The sequence below is a fragment of the Streptomyces sp. NPDC056222 genome (genome assembly GCF_042264065.1).
GTDB lineage: Bacteria > Actinomycetota > Actinomycetes > Streptomycetales > Streptomycetaceae > Streptomyces.
In genome coordinates this window covers 1-20,228 of the sequence record NZ_JBHJTL010000127.1, presented here as the reverse complement: position 1 = coordinate 20,228, position 20,228 = coordinate 1, and the positions used below count along the sequence as shown (strand labels likewise).

The 20,228-nt window shown below is 70.8% G+C and carries 19 protein-coding genes and 1 other RNA gene; 3 read left to right on the top strand and 17 right to left on the bottom strand.

Annotated elements, in window-relative coordinates; genetic code table 11:
• Positions 1-200: 200 nt before the first annotated feature.
• From ACFC0D_RS35270 to ACFC0D_RS35240, 7 genes are all read right to left on the bottom strand, one after another.
• A complete protein-coding gene (locus ACFC0D_RS35270; protein WP_017237029.1) occupies positions 201-482 on the bottom strand; it encodes an HU family DNA-binding protein in 282 nt (93 codons plus the stop codon).
• A gap of 379 nt (positions 483-861) precedes the next feature.
• On the bottom strand, positions 862-2,298 hold the full coding sequence (locus tag ACFC0D_RS35265; protein WP_376445229.1) for an NAD-dependent malic enzyme: 1,437 nt from the start codon (positions 2,296-2,298) through the stop codon (positions 862-864).
• Positions 2,299-2,664: 366 nt separating this feature from the next.
• A complete protein-coding gene (locus ACFC0D_RS35260; protein ID WP_376445226.1) occupies positions 2,665-5,043 on the bottom strand; it encodes a HelD family protein in 2,379 nt (792 codons plus the stop codon).
• Between the two features lie 62 nt (positions 5,044-5,105).
• A complete protein-coding gene (locus tag ACFC0D_RS35255; RefSeq protein WP_376445224.1) occupies positions 5,106-6,023 on the bottom strand; it encodes an anti-sigma factor family protein in 918 nt (305 codons plus the stop codon).
• Positions 6,020-6,607 (bottom strand): sigma-70 family RNA polymerase sigma factor, encoded by a 588-nt coding sequence (locus ACFC0D_RS35250; protein ID WP_361862862.1) that lies wholly within the window; start codon positions 6,605-6,607, stop codon positions 6,020-6,022. The genes ACFC0D_RS35255 and ACFC0D_RS35250 overlap by 4 nt, the downstream gene beginning before the upstream one ends.
• A gap of 82 nt (positions 6,608-6,689) precedes the next feature.
• Positions 6,690-7,241 (bottom strand): CGNR zinc finger domain-containing protein, encoded by a 552-nt coding sequence (locus ACFC0D_RS35245; protein WP_376445220.1) that lies wholly within the window; start codon positions 7,239-7,241, stop codon positions 6,690-6,692.
• 274 nt (positions 7,242-7,515) lie between these two features.
• Positions 7,516-8,025, bottom strand: a complete 510-nt coding sequence (locus ACFC0D_RS35240) for a GNAT family N-acetyltransferase (RefSeq protein ID WP_376445218.1) — start codon at positions 8,023-8,025, stop codon at positions 7,516-7,518.
• 80 nt (positions 8,026-8,105) lie between these two features.
• On the opposite strand from ACFC0D_RS35240, the gene ACFC0D_RS35235 reads away from it, so the two are divergent.
• The gene (locus ACFC0D_RS35235; RefSeq protein ID WP_376445215.1) at positions 8,106-8,588 is read left to right on the top strand and encodes a DUF1772 domain-containing protein; all 483 of its coding nucleotides are present in this window, start codon (positions 8,106-8,108) and stop codon (positions 8,586-8,588) included.
• Between the two features lie 112 nt (positions 8,589-8,700).
• On the opposite strand, the gene ACFC0D_RS35230 is transcribed toward ACFC0D_RS35235, so the two are convergent.
• The 3 genes from ACFC0D_RS35230 to ACFC0D_RS35220 form a co-directional block, all read right to left on the bottom strand.
• On the bottom strand, positions 8,701-9,837 hold the full coding sequence (locus tag ACFC0D_RS35230) for a uroporphyrinogen-III synthase (protein WP_376445213.1): 1,137 nt from the start codon (positions 9,835-9,837) through the stop codon (positions 8,701-8,703).
• Between the two features lie 75 nt (positions 9,838-9,912).
• Positions 9,913-11,280, bottom strand: a complete 1,368-nt coding sequence (locus tag ACFC0D_RS35225) for a nitrate/nitrite transporter (protein ID WP_376445211.1) — start codon at positions 11,278-11,280, stop codon at positions 9,913-9,915.
• A 196-nt stretch (positions 11,281-11,476) separates the two neighbouring features.
• Positions 11,477-12,529 (bottom strand): LysR family transcriptional regulator, encoded by a 1,053-nt coding sequence (locus ACFC0D_RS35220; protein WP_376445209.1) that lies wholly within the window; start codon positions 12,527-12,529, stop codon positions 11,477-11,479.
• Between ACFC0D_RS35220 and ACFC0D_RS35215 the strand changes: the two genes are divergently transcribed.
• Positions 12,528-13,877, top strand: a complete 1,350-nt coding sequence (locus tag ACFC0D_RS35215) for an MFS transporter (protein WP_376445207.1) — start codon at positions 12,528-12,530, stop codon at positions 13,875-13,877. The two genes, ACFC0D_RS35220 and ACFC0D_RS35215, sit on opposite strands and share 2 nt — an antisense overlap.
• A gap of 29 nt (positions 13,878-13,906) precedes the next feature.
• Here ACFC0D_RS35215 and ssrA read toward each other — a convergent pair.
• From ssrA to ftsE, 5 genes are all read right to left on the bottom strand, one after another.
• Positions 13,907-14,299, bottom strand: a transfer-messenger RNA (tmRNA) gene (gene ssrA, locus ACFC0D_RS35210).
• 106 nt (positions 14,300-14,405) lie between these two features.
• Positions 14,406-14,945, bottom strand: a complete 540-nt coding sequence (gene smpB / locus ACFC0D_RS35205; protein ID WP_376445204.1) for an SsrA-binding protein SmpB — start codon at positions 14,943-14,945, stop codon at positions 14,406-14,408.
• Between the two features lie 18 nt (positions 14,946-14,963).
• Positions 14,964-16,154: a S41 family peptidase gene (locus ACFC0D_RS35200; protein ID WP_376445201.1), complete on the bottom strand. Its 1,191-nt coding sequence runs from the start codon at positions 16,152-16,154 to the stop codon at positions 14,964-14,966.
• A gap of 78 nt (positions 16,155-16,232) precedes the next feature.
• Positions 16,233-17,150, bottom strand: coding sequence for a permease-like cell division protein FtsX (gene ftsX, locus ACFC0D_RS35195; RefSeq protein ID WP_376445198.1), 918 nt, complete (start codon positions 17,148-17,150; stop codon positions 16,233-16,235).
• A 21-nt stretch (positions 17,151-17,171) separates the two neighbouring features.
• A complete protein-coding gene (gene ftsE, locus ACFC0D_RS35190) occupies positions 17,172-17,861 on the bottom strand; it encodes a cell division ATP-binding protein FtsE (protein WP_260229593.1) in 690 nt (229 codons plus the stop codon).
• Between the two features lie 257 nt (positions 17,862-18,118).
• On the opposite strand from ftsE, the gene ACFC0D_RS35185 reads away from it, so the two are divergent.
• The gene (locus ACFC0D_RS35185) at positions 18,119-18,304 is read left to right on the top strand and encodes a hypothetical protein (RefSeq protein WP_329119977.1); all 186 of its coding nucleotides are present in this window, start codon (positions 18,119-18,121) and stop codon (positions 18,302-18,304) included.
• A 102-nt stretch (positions 18,305-18,406) separates the two neighbouring features.
• Here ACFC0D_RS35185 and ACFC0D_RS35180 read toward each other — a convergent pair whose 3' ends face one another.
• Both ACFC0D_RS35180 and ACFC0D_RS35175 read right to left on the bottom strand, forming a co-directional pair.
• On the bottom strand, positions 18,407-19,231 hold the full coding sequence (locus ACFC0D_RS35180) for a hypothetical protein (protein WP_376445193.1): 825 nt from the start codon (positions 19,229-19,231) through the stop codon (positions 18,407-18,409).
• Positions 19,232-19,574: 343 nt separating this feature from the next.
• Entirely contained in the window at positions 19,575-20,102 is a 528-nt protein-coding gene (locus ACFC0D_RS35175; RefSeq protein WP_376445190.1) for a GNAT family N-acetyltransferase, read from the bottom strand.
• Between the last annotated feature and the right edge of the window lie 126 nt (positions 20,103-20,228).

Below are 20,228 nucleotides of genomic sequence, written 5' to 3'. Positions count from 1 at the left end.
TTTTACACCCAGACGACGGAATACGCGATCATGTGGGGTCTGGTGGGCTCGTTTTTGTTTATAAGTGCCAGCTCTGGCGTCTGCCCGCCCGAGGGGCCCTCGGGCGGGCAGACGAAAGGGCGGCCACCCCCTGACAGGGTGGCCGCCCTTTCGTTCGCCTACAGGGCCACGTGGGCGCCTTCGGCGGTGTGCCTACAGGCTTACTTGCCCTTGGCGGCTTCCTTGAGCTTGGAGCCCGCGGAGACCTTCACGCTGTAGCCGGCCGGGATGTTGATCGGGTCGCCGGTCTGCGGGTTACGAGCGGTGCGAGCGGCACGGTGGGTGCGCTCGAAGGTCAGGAAGCCGGGGATGGTGACCTTCTCGTCGCCCTTGGCGACGACCTCGCCGACGGTCTCGGCGAGAGCGGCCAGCACGGCGTCGGCGTCCTTGCGGGTCACCTCGGCGCGGTCGGCCAGGGCGGCCACCAGCTCACTGCGGTTCATGTTGTTACTCCCGTGTTCTTCTTGCCTGTGAGGCGTGCCACGCGGCGGAGCCGCATGTATGGGCACAGCGAAGCCGATGCTGCCAGGGCCCTCGGACAGTCCCCGGACCCGGGTCTGGTGACAGACCCTCGCGCCCGAATAGGCATCCTGCCCCCACCAGCGGCGGGAACGCCAATCCGGCACCCTCTGGGGTCACACGAAAAGCGCCACGGGCTCTGGCGTGGTGACGTTCCGTCGACTCCGCCGAAACTCTTTGGAGCCGAAGCGCCACCCTACGGCGGATCTACGGCGCGGCGCCCGGCGACGCGCCGTTCCGACGGCGGGCCCGGGGCCTTTCACAGCCCCGTTCCGGCCCGCCGTACGTCATGGACGGGCTCTCTCAGAGCCCGTTCGTCCCGTTGCCGGCACCCGCGCCCGCCGCCTTCGCGGCGGTGCGGACGGCGCCCGCGACGGCGCCGGCGACCTTGTCGTTGAAGACCGACGGGATGATGTAGTTCGGGTTCAGCTCGTCCTCGGTGACGACGTCGGCGAGGGCCGAGGCGGCCGCGAGCATCATCTCCGTGTTGACCGTGCGGGACTGAGCGTCCAGCAGACCGCGGAAGACGCCCGGGAAGACCAGCACGTTGTTGATCTGGTTCGGGAAGTCCGAGCGGCCGGTGGCCACAACGGCCGCGGTCTGGCGGGCGATTGCGGGGTCGACCTCGGGGTCCGGGTTCGCGAGCGCGAACACGATCGCGCCGTCCGCCATCGCGGCGACGTCGTCGGCGCCGAGCAGGTTCGGGGCCGAGACGCCGATGAACACGTCCGCGCCGACGACGGCCTGCTTGAGGGTGCCGGTGACGCCCTCGGGGTTGGTGTTGTCGGCGATCCAGCGCAGCGGCGAGTCCTTCGCGGCCTCGACGAGGTCCTCGCGGCCGGCGTGCACGACACCGTGGATGTCGGCGACGACGGCGTGCTTGACGCCCGCGGCGATGAGCAGCTTGAGAATGGCCGTACCGGCCGCGCCCGCGCCGGACATGACGACCCGTACATCGCCGATTCCCTTGCCCACCACGCGCAATGCGTTGGTGAGGGCGGCGAGGACGACGATGGCGGTGCCGTGCTGGTCGTCGTGGAAGACGGGGATGTCGAGGGCCTCGCGCAGGCGGGCCTCGATCTCGAAGCAGCGGGGGGCGGAGATGTCCTCGAGGTTGATGCCCGCGAAGCCGGGGGCGATCGCCTTGACGATCTCGACGATGGCGTCGGTGTCCTGGGTGTCCAGGCAGAGCGGCCAGGCGTCGATGCCGGCGAAGCGCTTGAAGAGGGCCGCCTTGCCCTCCATGACGGGCAGGGCGGCCTTGGGGCCGATGTTGCCGAGGCCGAGGACGGCGGAGCCATCCGTCACGACTGCGACGGAGTTGCGCTTGATGGTGAGGCGGCGGGCGTCCTCGGGGTTCTCGGCGATCGCCATGCAGACCCGGGCCACGCCCGGGGTGTAGATCATGGAGAGGTCGTCACGGTTGCGGATGGGGTGCTTGGACGCCATCTCGATCTTGCCGCCGAGGTGCATCAGGAACGTACGGTCGGAGACCTTGCCGAGGACGACGCCCTCGATGGTGCGCAGCTGCTCGACGATCTCGTCGGCGTGCGCGGTCGAGGTGGCCGCGATGGTCACGTCGATCCGCAGCTTCTCGTGGCCGGAGGCGGTCACGTCGAGGCCGGTGACGGAACCGCCGTGGGACTCCACCGCCGTGGTGAGCTGGGAGACCGCGGTTCCGCTGGCGGGAACCTCCAGCCTGACCGTCATCGAGTACGAGACGCTGGGCGCCGTTGCCATGGCCGAGTTCCTCTGCTTTCCCTGAGCTTCGTTGCTACGCCGCCTTGGCTGGTTGCCCGGCGGCGCCCTCCGATCGTCGCACCTACCAGCCGGTAGCAGGTAATGCGGTCATTTTGTTTTCGGAAAGTAGTTTCCACCATACGAGAAGCTTTGGGGAAACAGAAGAGGTCCCTGTCACCAGGGGTGACAGGGACCTCAACTTCGTAGCTATGCACTAAGTGGCACCGACCCGCCATGCTCGCCTCGCGGCAAGAGGTCCCTCTGAGGGACGAAGGTTGGGCCCGGGGGCTTGGATCGAGCCGGTGCCATAGACAGGCTAACAAACCACTCTGGTAAGTGATTCCTGCGACGCATGTTGACCGGAAATCAGTCCCTGAGCAGGTCGGGGACGCCCTCCGCGTCCGGCACGTCCCGGGCGCCCGAGACCACGGTGAGCTGCTGCGTCGCGCGCGTCAGCGCCACGTACAGCACCCGCAGACCGGCCAGGGACTCGTCCGCGATCTCCGCGGGCGAGACCACCACCGTGGCGTCGTACTCGAGCCCCTTGGCCTCCAGGGAGCCCAGCGCCACGACCCGGTCGCCGAGGTCCGCCAGCCAGCGGGCGGCCTGCTCGCGCCGGTTCATGGCGACCACCACGCCGACGGTGCCGTCCACCCGCTCGAGGAGACGGCGTGCCTCGCTCCGTACGATTTCGGCCAACCGCTCCGTCCCCGCCTTCTCTCCCGCCGCGGGCTCCCCCAGGGCCACGAAGCGCGGTTCCACGCCCGTGGAGCGCACCGCGCGCGGTGAGGTGCTGCCGGGCATGGCGAGGGCGAGCACCTTGGCGGCGAGCTCGGCGATCTCGGCGGGGTTGCGGTAGTTCACGGTCAGCTCGAAGCGGCGGCGCGGGCGGCTGCCGAGCGCCTCGTCGCGGGCCTCGGCGGCCTCGTCCGGGGTCGACCAGGACGACTGCGCAGGGTCGCCGACGACGGTCCAGGTCGCGTGCCGGCCCCGCCGCCCGACCATCCGCCACTGCATGGGCGTGAGGTCCTGGGCCTCGTCGACGATGACGTGGGCGTACTCGACGCGCTCGGCGGCGAGCCGTTCGGCCCGCTCCCGCTGCGTCTCCTCCCGTACGGGCATCAGCTCCTCCAGCCCCGTCAGCTGGTCCAGCGGGTCGTACTCCCGCTTCTTGCGGGGCCTGGCCGGGGCGCCGAGGAGGGTGTTCAGCTCGTCGAGGAGCGCCACGTCGTGCACGGACAGCCCGTCGCGGCGCAGCGAGCGGGCGAGGCGGCGGACCTCGCCCGGGTTGAGGATGCGACGGGCCCAGCGGCCGAGGCGCTTCTCGTCGGCCATCGCGTCGAGGACCTGGCGGGGGGTGAGCTCGGGCCACCAGGCGTCGAGGAAGCGGAGGAAGGAGTCCTCGGTGGAGACGTCCTCGTCGAAGGAGGAGCGCAGCTCGGCGGCGAGTTCCGGGTCGCTGTGCCGGCCGGCGGCGCCGGACTTGGCGTACAGCGCGTCGAGCAGCAGCTTGCGGGCGCGGGGGCGCAGCAGGTTGACGGGCGCGGAGCCGCCCAGGACGTTGTGCCGGATGCGCTGGAGGTCGTCGGCCTCCAGCTCGAGACGGCGGCCGAAGGCGACGACCCGCAGGCGCGTGGGCGTGCCGGCGGGGGCCGGCGCGTCGTCCTCCTCTCCGAAGGAGAGCTGGTCGCCGGGGGCGGACCTGGGTGCCGGGGTCTCCAGGGCGCCGCGGGCCGCCTTGCGCAGGACGGCGAGCATGCGGGAGGAGCCCTTGACACGGGCCACGGCCGGCTCGTCGTACGTGGTGGCCTCCACGCCGTCCACGAGCGAGCCGAGGGCGCGGATGGCGACCTGGCCCTCCTCGCCGAGCGAGGGCAGGACGCCCTCGGTGTACGAGACGAGCAGCGGGGTCGGGGAGACGATCAGGATGCCGCCCGCGTACCGTCGCCGGTCCTGGTAGAGCAGATAGGCCGCCCGGTGCAGGGCCACCGCCGTCTTCCCGGTGCCCGGGCCGCCCTCTACGTACGTGACGGAGGCCGCGGGCGCGCGGATGACCAGGTCCTGCTCGGCCTGGATGGAGGCGACGATGTCGCGCATGGTGTGGCTGCGGGCCTGGCCGAGCGCGGCCATCAGGGCGCCGTCGCCGATGACCGGCAGCTCGCGCCCCTCCAGGGTCGCCTTCAGCTCGGGGCGCATCAGGTCGTCCTCGACGCCGAGGACCTTGCGGCCCTTGGAGCGGATCACGCGGCGTCGCACCACGCGGCCGGGGTCGACCGGGGTGGAGCGGTAGAAGGGTGCGGCGGCGGGTGCGCGCCAGTCGATGACGAGCGGCGCGTAGTCGGAGTCGAGGACGCCGATCCGGCCGATGTGGAGGGTCTCGCCGATGTCGGCCGTGTTGTCGGCGCGTACGGCGTCCTCGGCGGGCTCGACGGAGGTGTACGCGCCGTCGGGGCCCTTCTTGCCGTCCTTGCCGTAGAGCAGGTCGATCCGGCCGAAGAGGAAGTCCTCGAACTCGTTGTTGAGCCGGTTGAGGTGGATACCGGCCCGGAACACCTGGGCGTCGCGCTCGGCGAGCGCGCCGGGCGTGCCGACCTGACCGCGCTTGGCGGCGTCGTTCATCAGGAACTCCGCCTCGCGGATCTTCTCCTCGAGGCGGCGGTAGACCTGATCCAGATGTTCCTGCTCGACACCGATCTCACGGTCCCGGACCGTGTCCACGGTGTCCACGGCTTCCTGCGCGGCCACTAAGGCCCCCTTCTGACGTGCACTGGGCAGCCGTCGAGCGTACGCCACAGGGGACCAGAATGTCAGGCCTCCACCTCCACGAGGCGTTCGCCGTCGAAGGTCCGGACCTCGAAGTGGTCGATGTCGTTGCGGTCCATGGCCGCCCCGCCGTGCACGTACAGCGGGTTCTTGGCGCTCTCCTGGGTGGCGCCGGGGATGCCGTATCCCCATTTCGGCACGGCCCAGGAGGTGACGACCTCCTCGTCGCCGCTCTTGGAGACGGCGACGAGCCGGCACTTGAGCGGGCCCTTGACGTTCTTGAGTTCGAGGACGGTGTGGGTGCCCCAGCCCTTCTTCTCCATGCCGACGGTGGCGCTGATCTTGGTCGTCGGGTCGGTGGCCTGGATCTTCTCCTCCATGTGGTTGAAGAAGGCGTCCTCGGCCGGGCTGGTGGGGTGGGGTTCGATCGCCCGGTTCTCCTTGCCTCCCTCGGAGGTGGCGACCACGGCGACGGCGGGGCCGCCGACGACGAGGATCGCGGCGGCCGCGACGAGGTAGAAGGTGCGGCGGCGGGAGCGGGCCCGCTTGGCGCCCACCTCGTCCATGAGCCGGCCGAGGAGCTGCGGCCCGGGCGTGGAGTCGAGGGAGACGGCGGCGGAGGGTACGCGCCGGGGACCGGGCGGGGCCGGCGGCCGGGGCGCGAAGTCGTCGAAGGCCGCGTCGGCGTACGGATCGGTCGCGCGGCCCACGGGTCCCATGGAGCCGACCGGGCCGGCGTACGGGTCGGGGGCGGCGTACGGTCGGCCGGTGTACGGGTCCGTGGCGGCGGGGGCCGTGTCGCCGTCGGCCAGCATGGCCAGCATGGGCTCCATGCCGGCGAACTCCTCCACGTGCGCGGCGCAGAGGTCGCAGTCCACCAGGTGCGCCTCGAAGGCGGCGGCGTCGACGTCGTCCAGGATGCCGAGTACGTACGCACCCGCGGCGTCGTGCGGCGGTGTCATGCCGATACCCCCCTCTCCTCCAGCGCGAGCTTCATCGAACGGAGTGCGTAGAACACCCGGGAACGCACGGTCCCGGCGGGTATGCCGAGGGTCTCGGCCGCCTCGTTGACCGTACGCCCCTTGAAGTAGGTCTCGACCAACACTTCCCGGTGGGCGGGCGTCAAATCTTCGAGCGCATCAGAGAGCGTCATCAGCCACAGCGCCTTGTCGATCTCGTCCTCCGCGGGCAGGACCTCGAGCGGTGACGGATCGACCTCCTGAGGCCGGGCCTGCCGGCTGCGGTGGCCGTCGATGACGATGCGCCGGGCAACCGTCACCAGCCAAGGTCTGACGGAGCCGGTAGCCCTGTTGAGCTGGCCGGCGTTCTTCCAGGCACGGATGAGCGTCTCCTGCACGACGTCCTCGGCACGCTGGCGATCGCCGGCGACGAGGCGTAGTACATAGGCGAGCAGGGGTCCGGCATGTTCGCGGTAGAGGGCACGCATCAACTCCTCGTCAGGGACGTCGGGTCGAAAGCGTGGGACCTCACTGCGATGCCGGGCCCGATGCGGACGGTCATCGGCCACGGCCGCATCCTTGCGCACCTGAACCTCCCGGTCGAGACCCTGTTGTCGTCGAGAGGTACGGAGCCGGAGCGGGTTCGACTCAACGTCGCTCAAGATTTTTTCACACGGCCACGATTCCCCTTCGGGCTGCCCGATGCCGGGCAACTCGCTCGCGGTTACCGCAGGTCTCACTGGAGCACCAGCGCCGACGGCGTCCTCGCGAAGTATCGAGGTAGCAGCGGCGGCAGTTGTCGCCCTCGCACCGTCGGAGCAGGGCACGGGCGGCCGGGTCGGTGAGCAGATCGACGGCGTCCCGGGCGACGGCGGCGAGCAGGGCGCGGCAGTCGGGTTCGTCGCTCAACGCCCGTACGAGCCCGCCGGCTTCCGTGCGGACGGCGCGGGGCGCGGGCGGGGAGGAGGCGGCGGCGAACTCGTTGAGCCGGTCCAGTGCGGGATCGGCGCGCCGCCCGTCGAGCTGGGCGCCCACCAGTTCACGGACACAGTCGCGCAGTTCGCGAAAGCGTACGACCCAGTGGGCGTCGAGTGCGCTCAGCGGGGTGGCGGCCGGGACGAGTTCGGTGGTGCGCAGGAACTCGTCGAGCGCGTCGGCGCGGTCGAGTTCCTGGGCGGCCAGATCCAGACAGATCCGCCCGGAGTCGAACCGTACGGTCATGACCCTGTCACCACCTCGCGGTCGTGGAGCCGGCGGGGAACCGGCGGGGCGCTGCGACCAGAGTGCCCACCCCGGGCGGACCCCGCTAGGGGGCACGTCGGGGTTCGTGTCCCGACTACCTGGACGTCCGCTTCTCCGACGAACTGCCCGACGCGCGGCGCGAGGAGCTCAGGAAGGAGATCGGGCTGCTGCCCGGATTCGGTGAGGCCGAGCTGTGCCCGGTGAGCCAATGCGGTTGACGGGAGCGGCTCCCCGGGCGGATCCGGCCTCGCTCTCAGCTCCCGGGGGGCGGATCGTCGTGGAGGATCCGCTGGTAGAGGTGGTGGTCGCGCCAGGCTCCGTCGATGTGGAGGTAGTGGGGCGCGGTGCCGATGTGCTCGAACCCGCTCTTGGCGAGGACGCGTTGGGAGGCGTGGTTGGCGAGGACGGTGCCGGCCTCGATCCGGTGCAGGCCGAGTTCCTCGCGGGCGGCCCGGCAGACCTCCTCGACGAGCCGGGTGGCCAGGCCACGCCCGGTGTGGTCGGCGTCGACCCAGTAGCCGAGCGAGGCGCTGCGGAAGGGTCCGAGGGCGATCCCGGAGAGCGTGGCCGACGCGACGATCTCCGCGCCGTCGACCGCGAACCACCGCCGCCCGCCGTCCGCGAGCCGCACCGCCTGGCCTCCGGCGGTGTAGTACGCCTCCGCCCGGTGCGGCTCCCAGGGGCGCATGTGCTCCCGGTTCCGCAGCAACGCGGCGGCAAGGGCGGGGGCGTCGGCGGGCGTGGCGGGGCGGATGGGGATCACCCCGCCACCGTAGACGCCCGCGTATGGAACGTGGACGCACATCCATGGTGCCGCCCGCACCCGACCGCTTGACTCGGACCATGACGGACAACAGGGGTGGGACGGCGGCCGGCGCGGTACTGGGCGCGGCGACGGTGGCGACGGGGCTGATCGCCGGAGTGTGGTTCGCGTACGTGTGCTCGGTGATGCCGGCGCTTGCACGCAGCGACGACCGGGTCTTCGTGGAGGTGATGCGGAACATCAACGACGTGATCCAGAACCCGGTCTTCTTCACGCCCTTCTTCGGGGCGCTGATCCTGACGGCGGTCGCCGCATGGCAGCTGCGGGGCACACCGGCGAAGGTCTGGGCGCTCACGGCGCTGGTCCTGTACGTGGCCGTCTTCGTGGTCACCTCGGCGGTGAACGTCCCGCTCAACGACGCCCTCGCGGCGGCGACGGACCCGGTACGGGCCCGCGCGGACTTCGAGACCCCCTGGGTGGCCTGGAACGTCGTCCGCGCGGTCCTGACGGCAGTGGGCTTCGCCTGCCTGCTGCGGGCGCTGTCGGTACGCCGAGGGCGGTGACGGCGTCGGGGGCCGGGTGCCGGGTGCCGGGCGAGAGCCCTCGCCCCGGCGCGGGCCCGTACCTCGTCGGGAGCCCGGCACGAGCCCGCACTCTGGCTCGAGCCCGTACCCCCTACTCGTCGTACTTGGTCTCCGCCACCGGGTCGAGCGCAAGCCGGTACCCCCGCTTGACCACGGTCTGGATGAGCTTCGGCGTCCCGAGTGCCGTCCGCAGCCGGGCCATCGCCGTCTCCACGGCGTGCTCGTCGCGACCCGCTCCCGGCAGGGCGCGCAGCAGGTCGGCGCGGGAGACGACCCAGCCGGGTCGCCGGGCCAGCGTGTCGAGCAGCGCCATCCCGGCCGGCGGCACCGGGCGCAGACAGCCGTCGACGAGGACCGCGTGCCCCCGGATCTCGATGCGGCGGCCCGCCACCGGAAGCGTGCGGGCCCGGGAGGGGAGTTCCTGGCAGAGCAGCTGCACCAGCGGTCCGAGCCGGAAGCGCTCCGGCTGGAGCGTCTCGATGCCGTGCGCCTGCAGCGGCAGCGCCGTCACCGGCCCCACGCACACCACGAGCACCTCGTTCCGCAGCGCCGCGAGGAACTCCGGCAGCACGCCCCGGTCCTCAGCCCGCGTCAGCAGCGAGGCGGCGGCCGGCGCGCTGGTGAAGGTGACGGCGTCCAGGGACCCGCTCAGCGCCCCGTCCAGAAGCCGGTCCAGCGGGCCGATGTCCTCCGGCGGCATCCACCGGTACACCGGGACGCCGACGACCTCGGCTCCGGCCGCCGTCAGCGCCTCCACGAACCCCGGCAGCGGCTCCCCGTGCAGCTGGAGCGCGATCCTCCGCCCGGCCACCCCCTCGGCGAGGAGCCGGTCGAGCACCTCGGCCATGGACTCGGACGACGGCGACCACGACTCCGTGAGCCCCGCCGCCCGTACCGCTCCCTTGACCTTGGGCCCGCGGGCGAGGAGTTCGACGCCCCGCAGGCAGTCGAGGAGCTCCTCGCCGTAGCCCCAGCCGTCCGCCGCCTCGACCCAGCCTCGGAAGCCGATCGCCGTGGTGGCGACGACGACGTCCGGGGCGTGGTCGATGAGTTCCTTGGTGGCGGCGAGCAGTTCCGTGTCGTCCGCGAGCGGCACGATCCTCAGCGCCGGGCCGTGGACCACGGCCGCGCCCCGGCGGCGAAGGAGCGCGCCCAGCTCGTCCGCGCGCCGTGCCGCCGTGACTCCGACGGTGAACCCCGCGAGGGGACCCTGCTCTTGCTCGTACATACCGACCGAGCCTGACGGCGATTCGTCACAGACTCGGTTCGCCGGTATTTCCTGGCCGTTACGGACCACTCCGGATCACACCTCGGCGTAACCGCGCTGCGGCGACGTCTCGCCCGAGGCACCTGCCGCGCCCTCCGCCGTGTCCGGCACGGCGGCCGGGCGGCGAAGGTATACCGCCCAGGTCACGACCATGCAGGCCGCGTAGAAGACGAGGAAGGCGACGAAGGCCGAGGTGCCGGTGCCGGCCGTCTGGAAGGACTGCCGGAAGGCGAGGTTGATACCGAGCCCGCCGAGCGCGCCGACTGCGCCGATCAGCCCCATGGAGGCCCCGGAGAGCCTGCGGCCGTACGACTCCGCCTCCTCGCCGGACAGACCCTTGCGGTGGCCCTGTGCGAGGAAGATCGCGGGGATCATCTTGTACGTGGAGCCGTTGCCGAGGCCGCTGAGGACGAAGAGTCCGATGAAGCCGACGAGGAAGACGGCGAGGGACTCGATGACGGAGGCGTAGACGACGACCGCTGTCGCGAGCGCCATGGCCGCGAAGGTCCACAGGGTGATGCGGGCGCCGCCGTACTTGTCGGCGAGTGAGCCGCCGATGGGCCGGATCAGCGAGCCGAGCAGCGGACCGATGAAGGTGAGCGAGGCGGCCTGGAGCGGGGTGCGGCCGAACTGGGTCTGGAGGACCAGGCCGAAGGCGAAGCTGTAGCCGATGAAGGAACCGAAGGTGCCGATGTAGAGGAACGCCATGATCCAGGTGTGCTTGGCCCCCACGGCCTCCTTGACGGCGCCCGTGTCGTTCTTCACCGGTGCGAGGTTGTCCATGAAGAGCGCGGAGCACACCGTCGCGATCAGGATGAGCGGGATGTAGACGCCGAGGACGATCCGCGGGTGCATGGCGCCGGCGGTGCCGATGACGAGCAGGCCGACGAGCTGGACGACGGGTACGCCGATGTTGCCGCCGCCCGCGTTGAGGCCGAGCGCCCAGCCTTTCTTCCGCAGCGGGAAGAAGGCGTTGATGTTGGTCATGGAGGAGGCGAAGTTGCCGCCGCCGACGCCGGTCAGCGCCGCCACCAGGAGGAAGGTGTTGTACGAGGTGCCCGGCTCCATCACCGCGTAGGCGACGCCCGTCGGCAGGAGGAGCAGCAGCGCGCTGAAGATGGTCCAGTTCCGGCCGCCGAAACGGGCGACGGCGAAGGTGTACGGGATCCGGATGAGCGCGCCGACGAAGGTCGCCGTCGCGATCAGGAAGAACTTCCCCGCCGGGTCGATGCCGTACTGCGGTCCCATGAAGAGGACCATCACCGACCACAGGCTCCAGATGGAGAATCCGATGTGCTCGGAGAGCACGGAAAAGGCCAGATTTCGCCGGGCGATCCGCTCTCCTTGTTCACGCCAGAAGGTCTCGTCCTCCGGCTCCCACCGTTCGATCCATCGGCCGCCCATCACGTACCTCCACGGTGTCGGGTCCCGAGCGTCCAGACGCCCTGGATCTCTTGGAGAAGACCCTAGGGAAGCCGCGTTTCGGGCCGGTGGCGGAAAGTGACGGGTACGGAACCTTGCTCTCACCCGGCGCGGACAGGTGATGTGAGTACGGCGGTACGGGTGCGCGAGAGGGCTCCCCCAGCCGCCACGGCCCGGCTCAGAATCCCGGCACCCCCGGCTCCCCGTCCGGGATCCAGGAGTCCGCGGGGCGGTCCAGCCAGCCCTCCCGCCGGCCTATCTCGGCCGCGGCGGTGCGCAGCGCGTCCAGGCCGGGGTGACGCAGCCCCTTGCGCCACACCAGACTCACCGGGGAGAGCGGTACGGGGTCGACGAGGGGCCGGAGCACGCGGCCCGGCATCGGCGGGAAGTCGACGACCGCGAGGACGGGTGTGCGGAGTTTGGCCATGATCCGCTGGAACTCCTCCTTCCCCACCGCCATCGGCGCGGGCGGTGCGACGGCGATGCCGCGCCCCGCGAAGAGCCGGACGGCCAGGTCGGTCCACTCCGGGGTGCGGTCGTTCCCGGCGCCCGCGTAGACGCTCTCGCCCTCCAGCGCGGCCAGCGGCACCGCCTCCATCCCCGCGAGCCGGTGGTCGTCGGGCAGCACCACCGCCATCGGCTCGTACCGGACGAACTGCGAGGCGAGCCGCCCGCGCGTGGGCGCGTCGAGCCCGCCGTACCGTCCGAAGGAGACGTCGAGGCGCCCGGCGAGGATCTCGGCGGCCGCCCCGGCCAGCCCGTTCTCGTAGCGGGCCATGAGCTCCTGCTCCGGGGCGAGTTCGCGGGCCCGCTCCAGGACGCGGCCCTGGGCGGGGAGACCGGTGCTGTTGAGGTCGACCAGCAGGGGCCTGGCGGCCGCCCTGAAGGCGTCGGCGAGTTCGTCGCAGGCGGCCAGCACCCTGCGGGCGTACGGCAGGAGTCGCACACCGTCCGGGGTGAGCGTCACCTGACGGGTGGTCCGGACGAACAGGTCCGTGCCCAGGTCCCGTTCCAGCCGCCGGATGTCGCGGCTGAGGGCCTGCTGGGCGACGTAGAGGCGGGCGGCGGCACGGGTGAAGTGCAGCTCGTCGGCGACGGCGGTGAAGGCGCGCAGGAGCCGCGGTTCGATCTCGTACGAAGTGACCACCCGGCATTTAACAACACGGGTGCGTGAATGGCCACGGATCAGGTGTTGGACCGCGCCCCAGGGCTCCCCGGAGGCTTGGCCCATGCCGCACCACGACCTCACGCTCACCCCGGCGGGCCCGGCGTTCGCTCCCCGCTACCGCGAACCGCACGCCCCCACCCACAGCCGCACCCGCACCCGCACCCGCACCCGCACCACCGTCTCCACCAACCCCTACCGGCGGCTCTTCGCCACCCCCGGCGCCCGCGCCTTCACCCTCGGCAATCTGATCGCCCGGCTGCCCATGGGCATGTTCGGCGTCAGCACGGTGATCATGATCGCCGGGGCATACGGCTCGTACGCGCTCGCCGGCGCCGTCACGGCGACGGGCATGGCCGCCACCGCCGTGGTCGCGCCCTGGACCGCGCGGCTCGTCGACCGGCACGGGCAGGCCCGGGTCGCCGTCCCCGCCACGGCACTGGCCGCGCTCGGCTCGCTGGCCCTGCTGCTGTGCGTGCACCACCGGGCGCCGGTCTGGACGCTCTTCGCCGCGTACGCCGCGACCGCGACCTGCCCCAACACCGGCGGCATGTCCCGCGCCCGCTGGGCCCATCTGTACCGGGGCGACCCTGCGGCGCTGCACACGGCCAACGCCTTCGAGCAGGCCGTCGACGAGCTGTGCTTCGTGCTGGGCCCGGTCCTGGCGGCGTTCCTGTGCGCGGCCTTGTTCCCGGAGGCGGGCACGCTGACCGGCGCGGTGCTGCTGCTCACCGGCGTCCTGGTCTTCGCGGCCCAGCGCTCCACCGAACCCCCGGTCGCACCCCGCTCCGCCACCGCGCCCGGCTCCCTCCTGCGAGTCGCCGGCACGGCACCTCTGCTCGGCGTCTTCCTGGCGACGGGAGCGGTCTTCGGCGCGATGGAGGTCGTGACGCTGGCACACGTGGACGGCCCGCTCGCCGGTCCGATCCTGGCCCTGCAGGCCGCGGGCTCCTGCGTGGCCGGTCTGGTGCACGGCCGTACGGGCCGCGCGGTCCGGCTGCGCACCTGCCTCGTCGCGATGACCTGCCTGATGACGCTGCCGTTCCTGGGCGCCTCGACCGGCTCCCTGCTCGCCCTGGCGGCCGCTCTGCTGGTGGCCGGCATGGCGACCGCGCCGACGATGGTCACGGGCATGGCCCTGGTCCAGCGCCTGACCCCGCAGGGCCGGCTCAACGAGGGCATGACCCTCGCCGTGACCGCCCTCCTCGCCGGCATCGCGGTCGGCTCGGCCACCGGCGGCTGGACGGCCGAGAACGCCCCGTCGACGGTGTACGCCTTCCTGGTCCCGGCGGCCGCGGCGGCTCTGGCCCTCGTACAGGCGACGGCTCCGAAGGTCCGGGAGACGCGGAGGACGGCGCCGGCGCCGACCCGGAAGACGGCCCGGGAAATGACAGAGGCCCGGCGGTCGTCGTGACGACTGCCGGGCCTGTGCCCACATGGGATGAGTGGAGATGGCGGGAATCGAACCCGCGTCCAACGGTGCAGAATCAGGGCTTCTCCGTGTGCAGTCCGCTAGGAGTTTCTCAGCCCCGGAGATCACGCGGACAAGTCTCCGACGGGCTCAGTCACTGTTTGATTTCCCTCAGGCCCCCGTGACCGGGGCTAGAGGTTTAGATCCCTGAATGACGCCAGGATCCGGGTCGGGACCATCCCCGGGCTGACGCTCCTCACAGAGGCTTCTACTCGTTACCTAAAATTAGGCAGCGAGGGCGAAGCGGGAGTTATCGCTCTTGGAGTTGGCGATTATTGGTTGCGACATATGGTTTACGAGATCATTGCCGCTTCCTCGACACGCTTCCCCTGCTTCGACATCCGCTGTCGAAACCGATCATCCCCATGTTGATTTTTCAAAGCACGCACCCGCTGTGAGGTGCAGGCCCCATCGTACGTGACGACCGCGCACGGTTGCCAGCGTATTAAGGGGAGGCGGCCCGCGGGGAACCTAGACGCCCGCGGCCCGCTGGCGGCGCTTCGCCGCCGCGATCGCGCGGTTCGTCTCGCGCGTGTCCTGCTTCTCCCGCAGGGTCTGCCGCTTGTCGTACTCCTTCTTGCCCTTGGCGAGCGCGATCTCGACCTTGACGCGGCCCTTCAGGAAGTACAGGGCGAGGGGCACGATCGTGTGACCCGTCTCCTGGGACTTCGCCTCCAGCTTGTCGATCTCGGCGCGGTGCAGGAGCAGCTTGCGCTTCCGCTTCGCCGAGTGGTTGGTCCAGCTGCCCTGCATGTACTCGGGCACATGGATGTTGTGCAGCCACGCCTCGTGCCCGTCGATCTGCACGAAGCCGTCGACCAGCGACGCCCGGCCCATCCGGAGCGACTTCACCTCGGTGCCCATGAGCACCACACCGCACTCGTAGGTGTCGATGATGTGGTAGTCGTGGCGCGCCTTCTTGTTCTGCGCGATGATCTTGCGCTCAGGACCCTTCTCCGGGTCCTTCTTCTTGGCAGGCTTGCCCTGCACGTTCACGAGTCCCTTTGCCATAGTGCGGCCATTTTCGCACTACGAGCCCCCTCCGAGGCCACTCAATACTGTTCTGGCCCGCTCCTCGGCCCGCTTTCCGGTGGCATCGCCGACGATCAGGTCGGGGGTGATGCCCCGGCCGTCGACGCCGTGCCCCGAGGGGGTGCGGTAGTGGCCGACGGTGAGCTCGGCGACGGAGCCGTCGGGCAGGGTGCTCGGCATCTGCACCGAGCCCTTGCCGAAGGTGCGCGCGCCGACCGTGATCGCCCGGCCGCGGTCCTGCAGGGCGCCGGTGAGGAGTTCGGCGGCGCTCATGGTGCCGCCGTCGACCAGCGCCACCACGGGTCGGGCGGTGTCCCCGCCGCTCTGGGCGTAGAGCGCGCGCTGCTCGCCGTCGACGTCGTACGTGGCGACCAGACCGCCGTCGAGGAAGGCGGAGGCGGCGACGGCGGCCTCCGCGACCAGGCCGCCCGCGTTGCCGCGCAGGTCCAGGAGGACTCCGGCGCCTGCGGGGGCGTCCCGTACCGCGTCCCGTACCCGCTCGCCCGCGCCCTTGGTGAAGGCGGCCACCTTGATCAGCACCGCGCCGTCGTCCAGGCGGCGCACGGTGACGTCCTCGGTGGCCAGCCGGGCCCGGCGCAGGATCTCGGTCCAGGCCGAGCCGTCGCGCTCGACGCGGAGGGCGACCTCGGAGCCCGGGACGCCGGCGCCGCGCAGCAGGGCGACGGCCTCGGAGACGGAGAGGGCACCGATGTCGCGCCCGTCGACGGCGACGAGGCGGTCGCCGGCCCGTAGCCCGGCGTTGGCGGCGGGCCCGCCGGGCTGGACACGGGAGATCTCGATACGCCCCGGCGCCGCCTTCCGCGCGGAGATGCCGACACCGGTGTACGAGCCGTCCAGCGCCTGCTCGAACTCCTCGAACTCCGCCCGGTCGTACACCGCGCCCCAGCGGTCGCCACTGCGGCTGACGAACTCCTCGGCGGCCTTCTTGCCCGACTTGCCGTCGGCCATGGCGTCGGCGGCGGCGCGGGCGAGAGCGGCCCGGTCGACGGTGTCGCGCGGCGGCGCCGACTGCTCGCGCTTCACGGCGGCGGTCTCCTGCCGGGGCAGGGCTCCGGTGGCCGCGGCGGTGGCGAGGACCCCGGCGAAGACCAACGTCAAAGCGGCCCCACGGAGGACTCCGCGGGGCCGGAGACAGAGGTCGGGTCGGGACCCGGGGCCCACCGGCATGGCGCCCACTCTAGGACAAGCGAAAGGCGCCGTACGGTGGTTGACCGTACGGCGCCCGGGGTGCCCAAGGGGCGCTTCTCACACCTTGAGGTACTTGCGCAGCGCCACGAAGGCGGCCAGGGACGGCATCAGCAGACCGATGACGAGGACGAGCGGCAGCACCGAGAAGACGGCGTCCCAGCCGATGAAGTTGACGAGCTGCATCTTCTCGGCCAGCGCGATGCCGTGGTCGATCAGGAAGTACCGGCCGACCAGGAGCATGATGCAGGCGACCGCGCCGCCCAGGAGGCCGGCGAAGGCCGCCTCCATGATGAACGGCATCTGGATGTAGAAGCTGGAGGCGCCGACCAGCCGCATGATGCCGGTCTCACGCCGTCGGCTGAAGGCGGAGACGCGCACCGTGTTGACGATCAGCATCAGCGCGATGATCAGCATCAGCCCCATGACGCCGAGGGCGGCGACGTTCATGCCGTTCATCAGGTCGAAGAGGTTCTGCAGGATGCCGCGCTGGTCCTGGATGGACTCCACGCCGTCCCGCCCGGCGAAGGCGGTGGCGACGACCTTGTACTTCTCCGGGTCGTCCAGCTTGACCCGGAACGACTCCTGCATCTGGTCGGGCGTGATGACCGAGGCGATGGCGGTGTCGCTGTACTGCTCCTTGTAGTGCTTGTAGGCCTCGTCGGTCGACTCGTGGTGCACGGTCTCGACGATGTCCATCTTCTTCAGATCGGCCTCGATCTGCTCCTTCTGCTGGGAGGTCACCGCACCCTTGGCGCACTTGGGAGAGGTGGCCGCGTCGTTCTTGTTGCAGAGGAAGATGGAGACGTTGACCTTGTCGTACCAGTAGTCCTTCATCGTGCTGACCTGCTCGCGCATGAGCAGCGCGCCGCCGAAAAGGGCGAGCGAGAGGGCCACGGAGACGATGACGGCGAAGGTCATCGTGAGATTGCGCCGGAGACCGACGCCGATCTCGGAGAGCACGAACTGAGCGCGCATGGTGATCTATCCCCTACCTGCTCAGTGCTGGTATCCGTAGACGCCGCGCGCCTGGTCGCGGACGAGACGGCCCTTTTCGAGCTCGATGACGCGCTTGCGCATCTGGTCGACGATGTTCTGGTCGTGGGTCGCCATGACGACGGTGGTCCCTGTCCTGTTGATGCGGTCGAGCAGCTTCATGATGCCGACGGAGGTCTGCGGGTCGAGGTTGCCCGTGGGCTCGTCGGCGATCAGCAGCATGGGCCGGTTGACGAAGGCCCGGGCGATGGCGACGCGCTGCTGCTCACCACCGGAGAGCTCGCCGGGCATCCGGTCCTCCTTGCCGCCGAGGCCGACGAGGTCGAGGACCTGGGGCACGGCCTTGCGGATCTCGCCGCGCGGCTTGCCGATGACCTCCTGGGCGAAGGCGACGTTCTCGGCGACGGTCTTGTTGGGCAGCAGCCGGAAGTCCTGGAAGACGGTTCCGAGCTGGCGCCGCATCTGGGGCACCTTCCAGTTGGACAGCCGGGCGAGGTCCTTGCCGAGGACATGCACCTGGCCATGGCTGCAGCGCTCCTCGCGCAGGATCAGCCGGAGAAAAGTCGACTTTCCGGAGCCGGAGGAACCGACGAGGAAGACGAACTCCCCCTTCTCGATCTCCAGGGACACATCCCGGAGCGCGGGGCGGTTCTGCTTCGGATAGGACTTGGAGACGTTGTCGAATCGGATCACGGATGCACCACGGTCGGCCGGGAGTAGGTGTGCGCGACCTTACGCGACCGGCGATGGCCTGCGCAGTCGCGGTCCCGGCTTGCGTGCTTTATCCTTTTCGCCCTTCGGGGCGGAAGCGATGCGATCCGGGTGTAATCCGACGGGGCGCGCCGAAACGCCGTGGAGCTGGCACAGTGGTAGGAGGAACGCTCGGGTACCGCCGAGCGTTGTGCTGGGTGTGGACCCGCGTGGACCCCTGTGCGGGAGGAGGAGAGCGCATGACCTACGACCGACTGGTGTGCGCCAACTGCGCGGCCCCCGTCGCAGAGGGCCGCTGCCCCGTCTGCCGCGCGAACCGGGAGCGTCTGGACCCGTCGACGGGCCTGACCCCGGCGATGCTGCTGACACTGGTGATCGCCCTGGTGGCGATGGTGGCGCTGCTCGCGGCGCTGCAGACCGCGTAGCACTTCCGCATACGAGCCGGACACGAGAGAGGGCCGGGGGTACTCCCCCGGCCCTCTTCGTCATGCTGGCGGCCTCACGGCCTCACTGCTTCGGCGTTCCGCTCAGACGGCGGCGCGCGCACCGCCGACCAGACGCGGCAGCATCCGGAAGCCGATGCCACCGGCGATCATGGTCGCCGCACCGATGATCAGGAACGAGGTCTCGGCGGCGCCGGTCTCGGCCAGCTCCTCCTTGGCCTTGCCCTGCTCGACGGGCTGCGAGCCGGCGTTGTTGGTGCCGGGGTTGTTCTCGACGCACTCGGCGCCGTCGAGGTCCACGGTGCAGGTGTTGCCGCCACCGTTGGTGGAGGAACCGCCGTCGGTGGAGCCACCGGTCGCGGTGGAGCCGCCGGTGTTGCCACCGTTGCTGTTCCCGCCGGTGGCGTTGCCGCCGTTGGCGTTCCCACCGTTGGCGTTGCCGCCGTTGCCGTTCCCGCCATTGGCGTTGCCGCCGTTGCCGTTCCCACCGTTGCCGTTGCCGCCGTTGCCGTTCCCACCGTTGCCGTTGTTGCCCTCGGTGGTGCCTTCGGTGGTGCCCTCCGTGGTCCCTTCGGTGGTGCCCTCCGTGGTGCCCTCGGTGGTCCCCTCCGTCGTGCCCTCGGTGGTGCCCTCCGTGGTCCCTTCGGTGGTGCCCTCCGTGGTGCCCTCGGTGGTCCCCTCCGTCGTGCCCTCGGTGGTGCCCTCCGTCGTACCCTCGGTGGTACCGACGGTGGTGTTGCCGGTGGTGTCGTTGACGCCGACCGCAACCTCAACGGTGCCGTCGTTCACGTCGGCCCCGAAGGACACACCTACGGCCGAAGCAGCACCCGCCGCCGTGAGCGACGCGCCGGCGGCGATCACCGCACCGGCCGCTATGCGCGCTACGCGGATCCGCGTCTTCTTCGTCATCTGGCTGCTACCCCCAGTAGCTAATCTCGTCAGTGGAGCAGCGCTCGGGGCCTCGGGCACGGAGGGCTCTCTCGCAATGCCGAGCCTGCCCCCGTTTCACACGCGCCCCAGAGATACGCATGCCATCGGCCACCCTCCCGAGTTTCCGCATACGCGTCAAGGACGTTGCGCGTGCGATGCCCGAAAGATCACCAGTTGCCCGCCATGCGGGGATGCAACTGTGACGTAAACGCTGAACTTCGGGCCCCGCCACGCCAGTTCCCTTGTCGACAAAGCGGCCCGCACACACCCGTTCCGCTTGCGCAAGCGAACGGCAAGGGCCCCTTCGTGGCACATCGAGGCGCTATGTGCGCACTGACGGTCGGTCACGCTCCTGCAGGGCGCGCCGATAACGGACTTCGGGTACGGACACGCCGTCGTAGTCGTCCGCCTGAACCGCCCCGTCGACGGCGTAACCGGCCCGCTCGTAGAAGCGACGTGCCCCGGTGTTGTCGGCAAGGACCCACAGCACCACCGGCGTGAGGCCGACGGCATCGGCATGGAGGTGCGCGGCTTCAAGGAGGGTGCGGCCGATACCGGCGCCGGTGAGCGACGGCTGAACGTACAGGGCGTAGAGCTCACCCGTGTCCGGACCTGTTCCGGCGTCAGGCGAGCGCCCGAGACAGGCCCAACCCACGACTCGCCCATCGGTGTCGACCGCCACCAGGTTGGCCGGGTCGCCCTTCGCGTCCTCGAAGTACCGTCGACGCTGCCGGACATCCGCCTCGACCGTCATGGCGTCGAGGAAGGACCGGGGCACGATGCCCGCGTACGCGACCTTCCAGCCGCTCACTCGTATCGCCGAGACAGCCGGAACGTCGTCCGCGGTCATGGTTCGCACGGTCACCATCCCGGCACCCTACGGAACCCGTCCCGGCGGCCGCCGGGAATTGCTGTCGGGCACCGACGACGGCTCACGACGACGCGGCGCCGGGCCCCGCACGCGTAGGTGCCGGGC

Coding starts and splice junctions, on each gene's coding strand:
- ACFC0D_RS35270 (WP_017237029.1), bottom strand. CDS start 482: ATGAACCGCAGTGAGCTGGTGGCCGCCCTGGCCGACCGCGCCGAGGTG.
- ACFC0D_RS35265 (WP_376445229.1), bottom strand. CDS start 2,298: ATGGCAACGGCGCCCAGCGTCTCGTACTCGATGACGGTCAGGCTGGAG.
- ACFC0D_RS35255 (WP_376445224.1), bottom strand. CDS start 6,023: ATGACACCGCCGCACGACGCCGCGGGTGCGTACGTACTCGGCATCCTG.
- ACFC0D_RS35245 (WP_376445220.1), bottom strand. CDS start 7,241: ATGACCGTACGGTTCGACTCCGGGCGGATCTGTCTGGATCTGGCCGCC.
- ACFC0D_RS35235 (WP_376445215.1), top strand. CDS start 8,106: ATGACGGACAACAGGGGTGGGACGGCGGCCGGCGCGGTACTGGGCGCG.
- ACFC0D_RS35230 (WP_376445213.1), bottom strand. CDS start 9,837: ATGTACGAGCAAGAGCAGGGTCCCCTCGCGGGGTTCACCGTCGGAGTC.
- ACFC0D_RS35225 (WP_376445211.1), bottom strand. CDS start 11,280: ATGGGCGGCCGATGGATCGAACGGTGGGAGCCGGAGGACGAGACCTTC.
- ACFC0D_RS35215 (WP_376445207.1), top strand. CDS start 12,528: ATGCCGCACCACGACCTCACGCTCACCCCGGCGGGCCCGGCGTTCGCT.
- ACFC0D_RS35220 (WP_376445209.1), bottom strand. CDS start 12,529: ATGGGCCAAGCCTCCGGGGAGCCCTGGGGCGCGGTCCAACACCTGATC.
- smpB (WP_376445204.1), bottom strand. CDS start 14,945: ATGGCAAAGGGACTCGTGAACGTGCAGGGCAAGCCTGCCAAGAAGAAG.
- ACFC0D_RS35200 (WP_376445201.1), bottom strand. CDS start 16,154: ATGCCGGTGGGCCCCGGGTCCCGACCCGACCTCTGTCTCCGGCCCCGC.
- ftsX (WP_376445198.1), bottom strand. CDS start 17,150: ATGCGCGCTCAGTTCGTGCTCTCCGAGATCGGCGTCGGTCTCCGGCGC.
- ACFC0D_RS35185 (WP_329119977.1), top strand. CDS start 18,119: ATGACCTACGACCGACTGGTGTGCGCCAACTGCGCGGCCCCCGTCGCA.
- ACFC0D_RS35180 (WP_376445193.1), bottom strand. CDS start 19,231: ATGACGAAGAAGACGCGGATCCGCGTAGCGCGCATAGCGGCCGGTGCG.
- ACFC0D_RS35175 (WP_376445190.1), bottom strand. CDS start 20,102: ATGACCGCGGACGACGTTCCGGCTGTCTCGGCGATACGAGTGAGCGGC.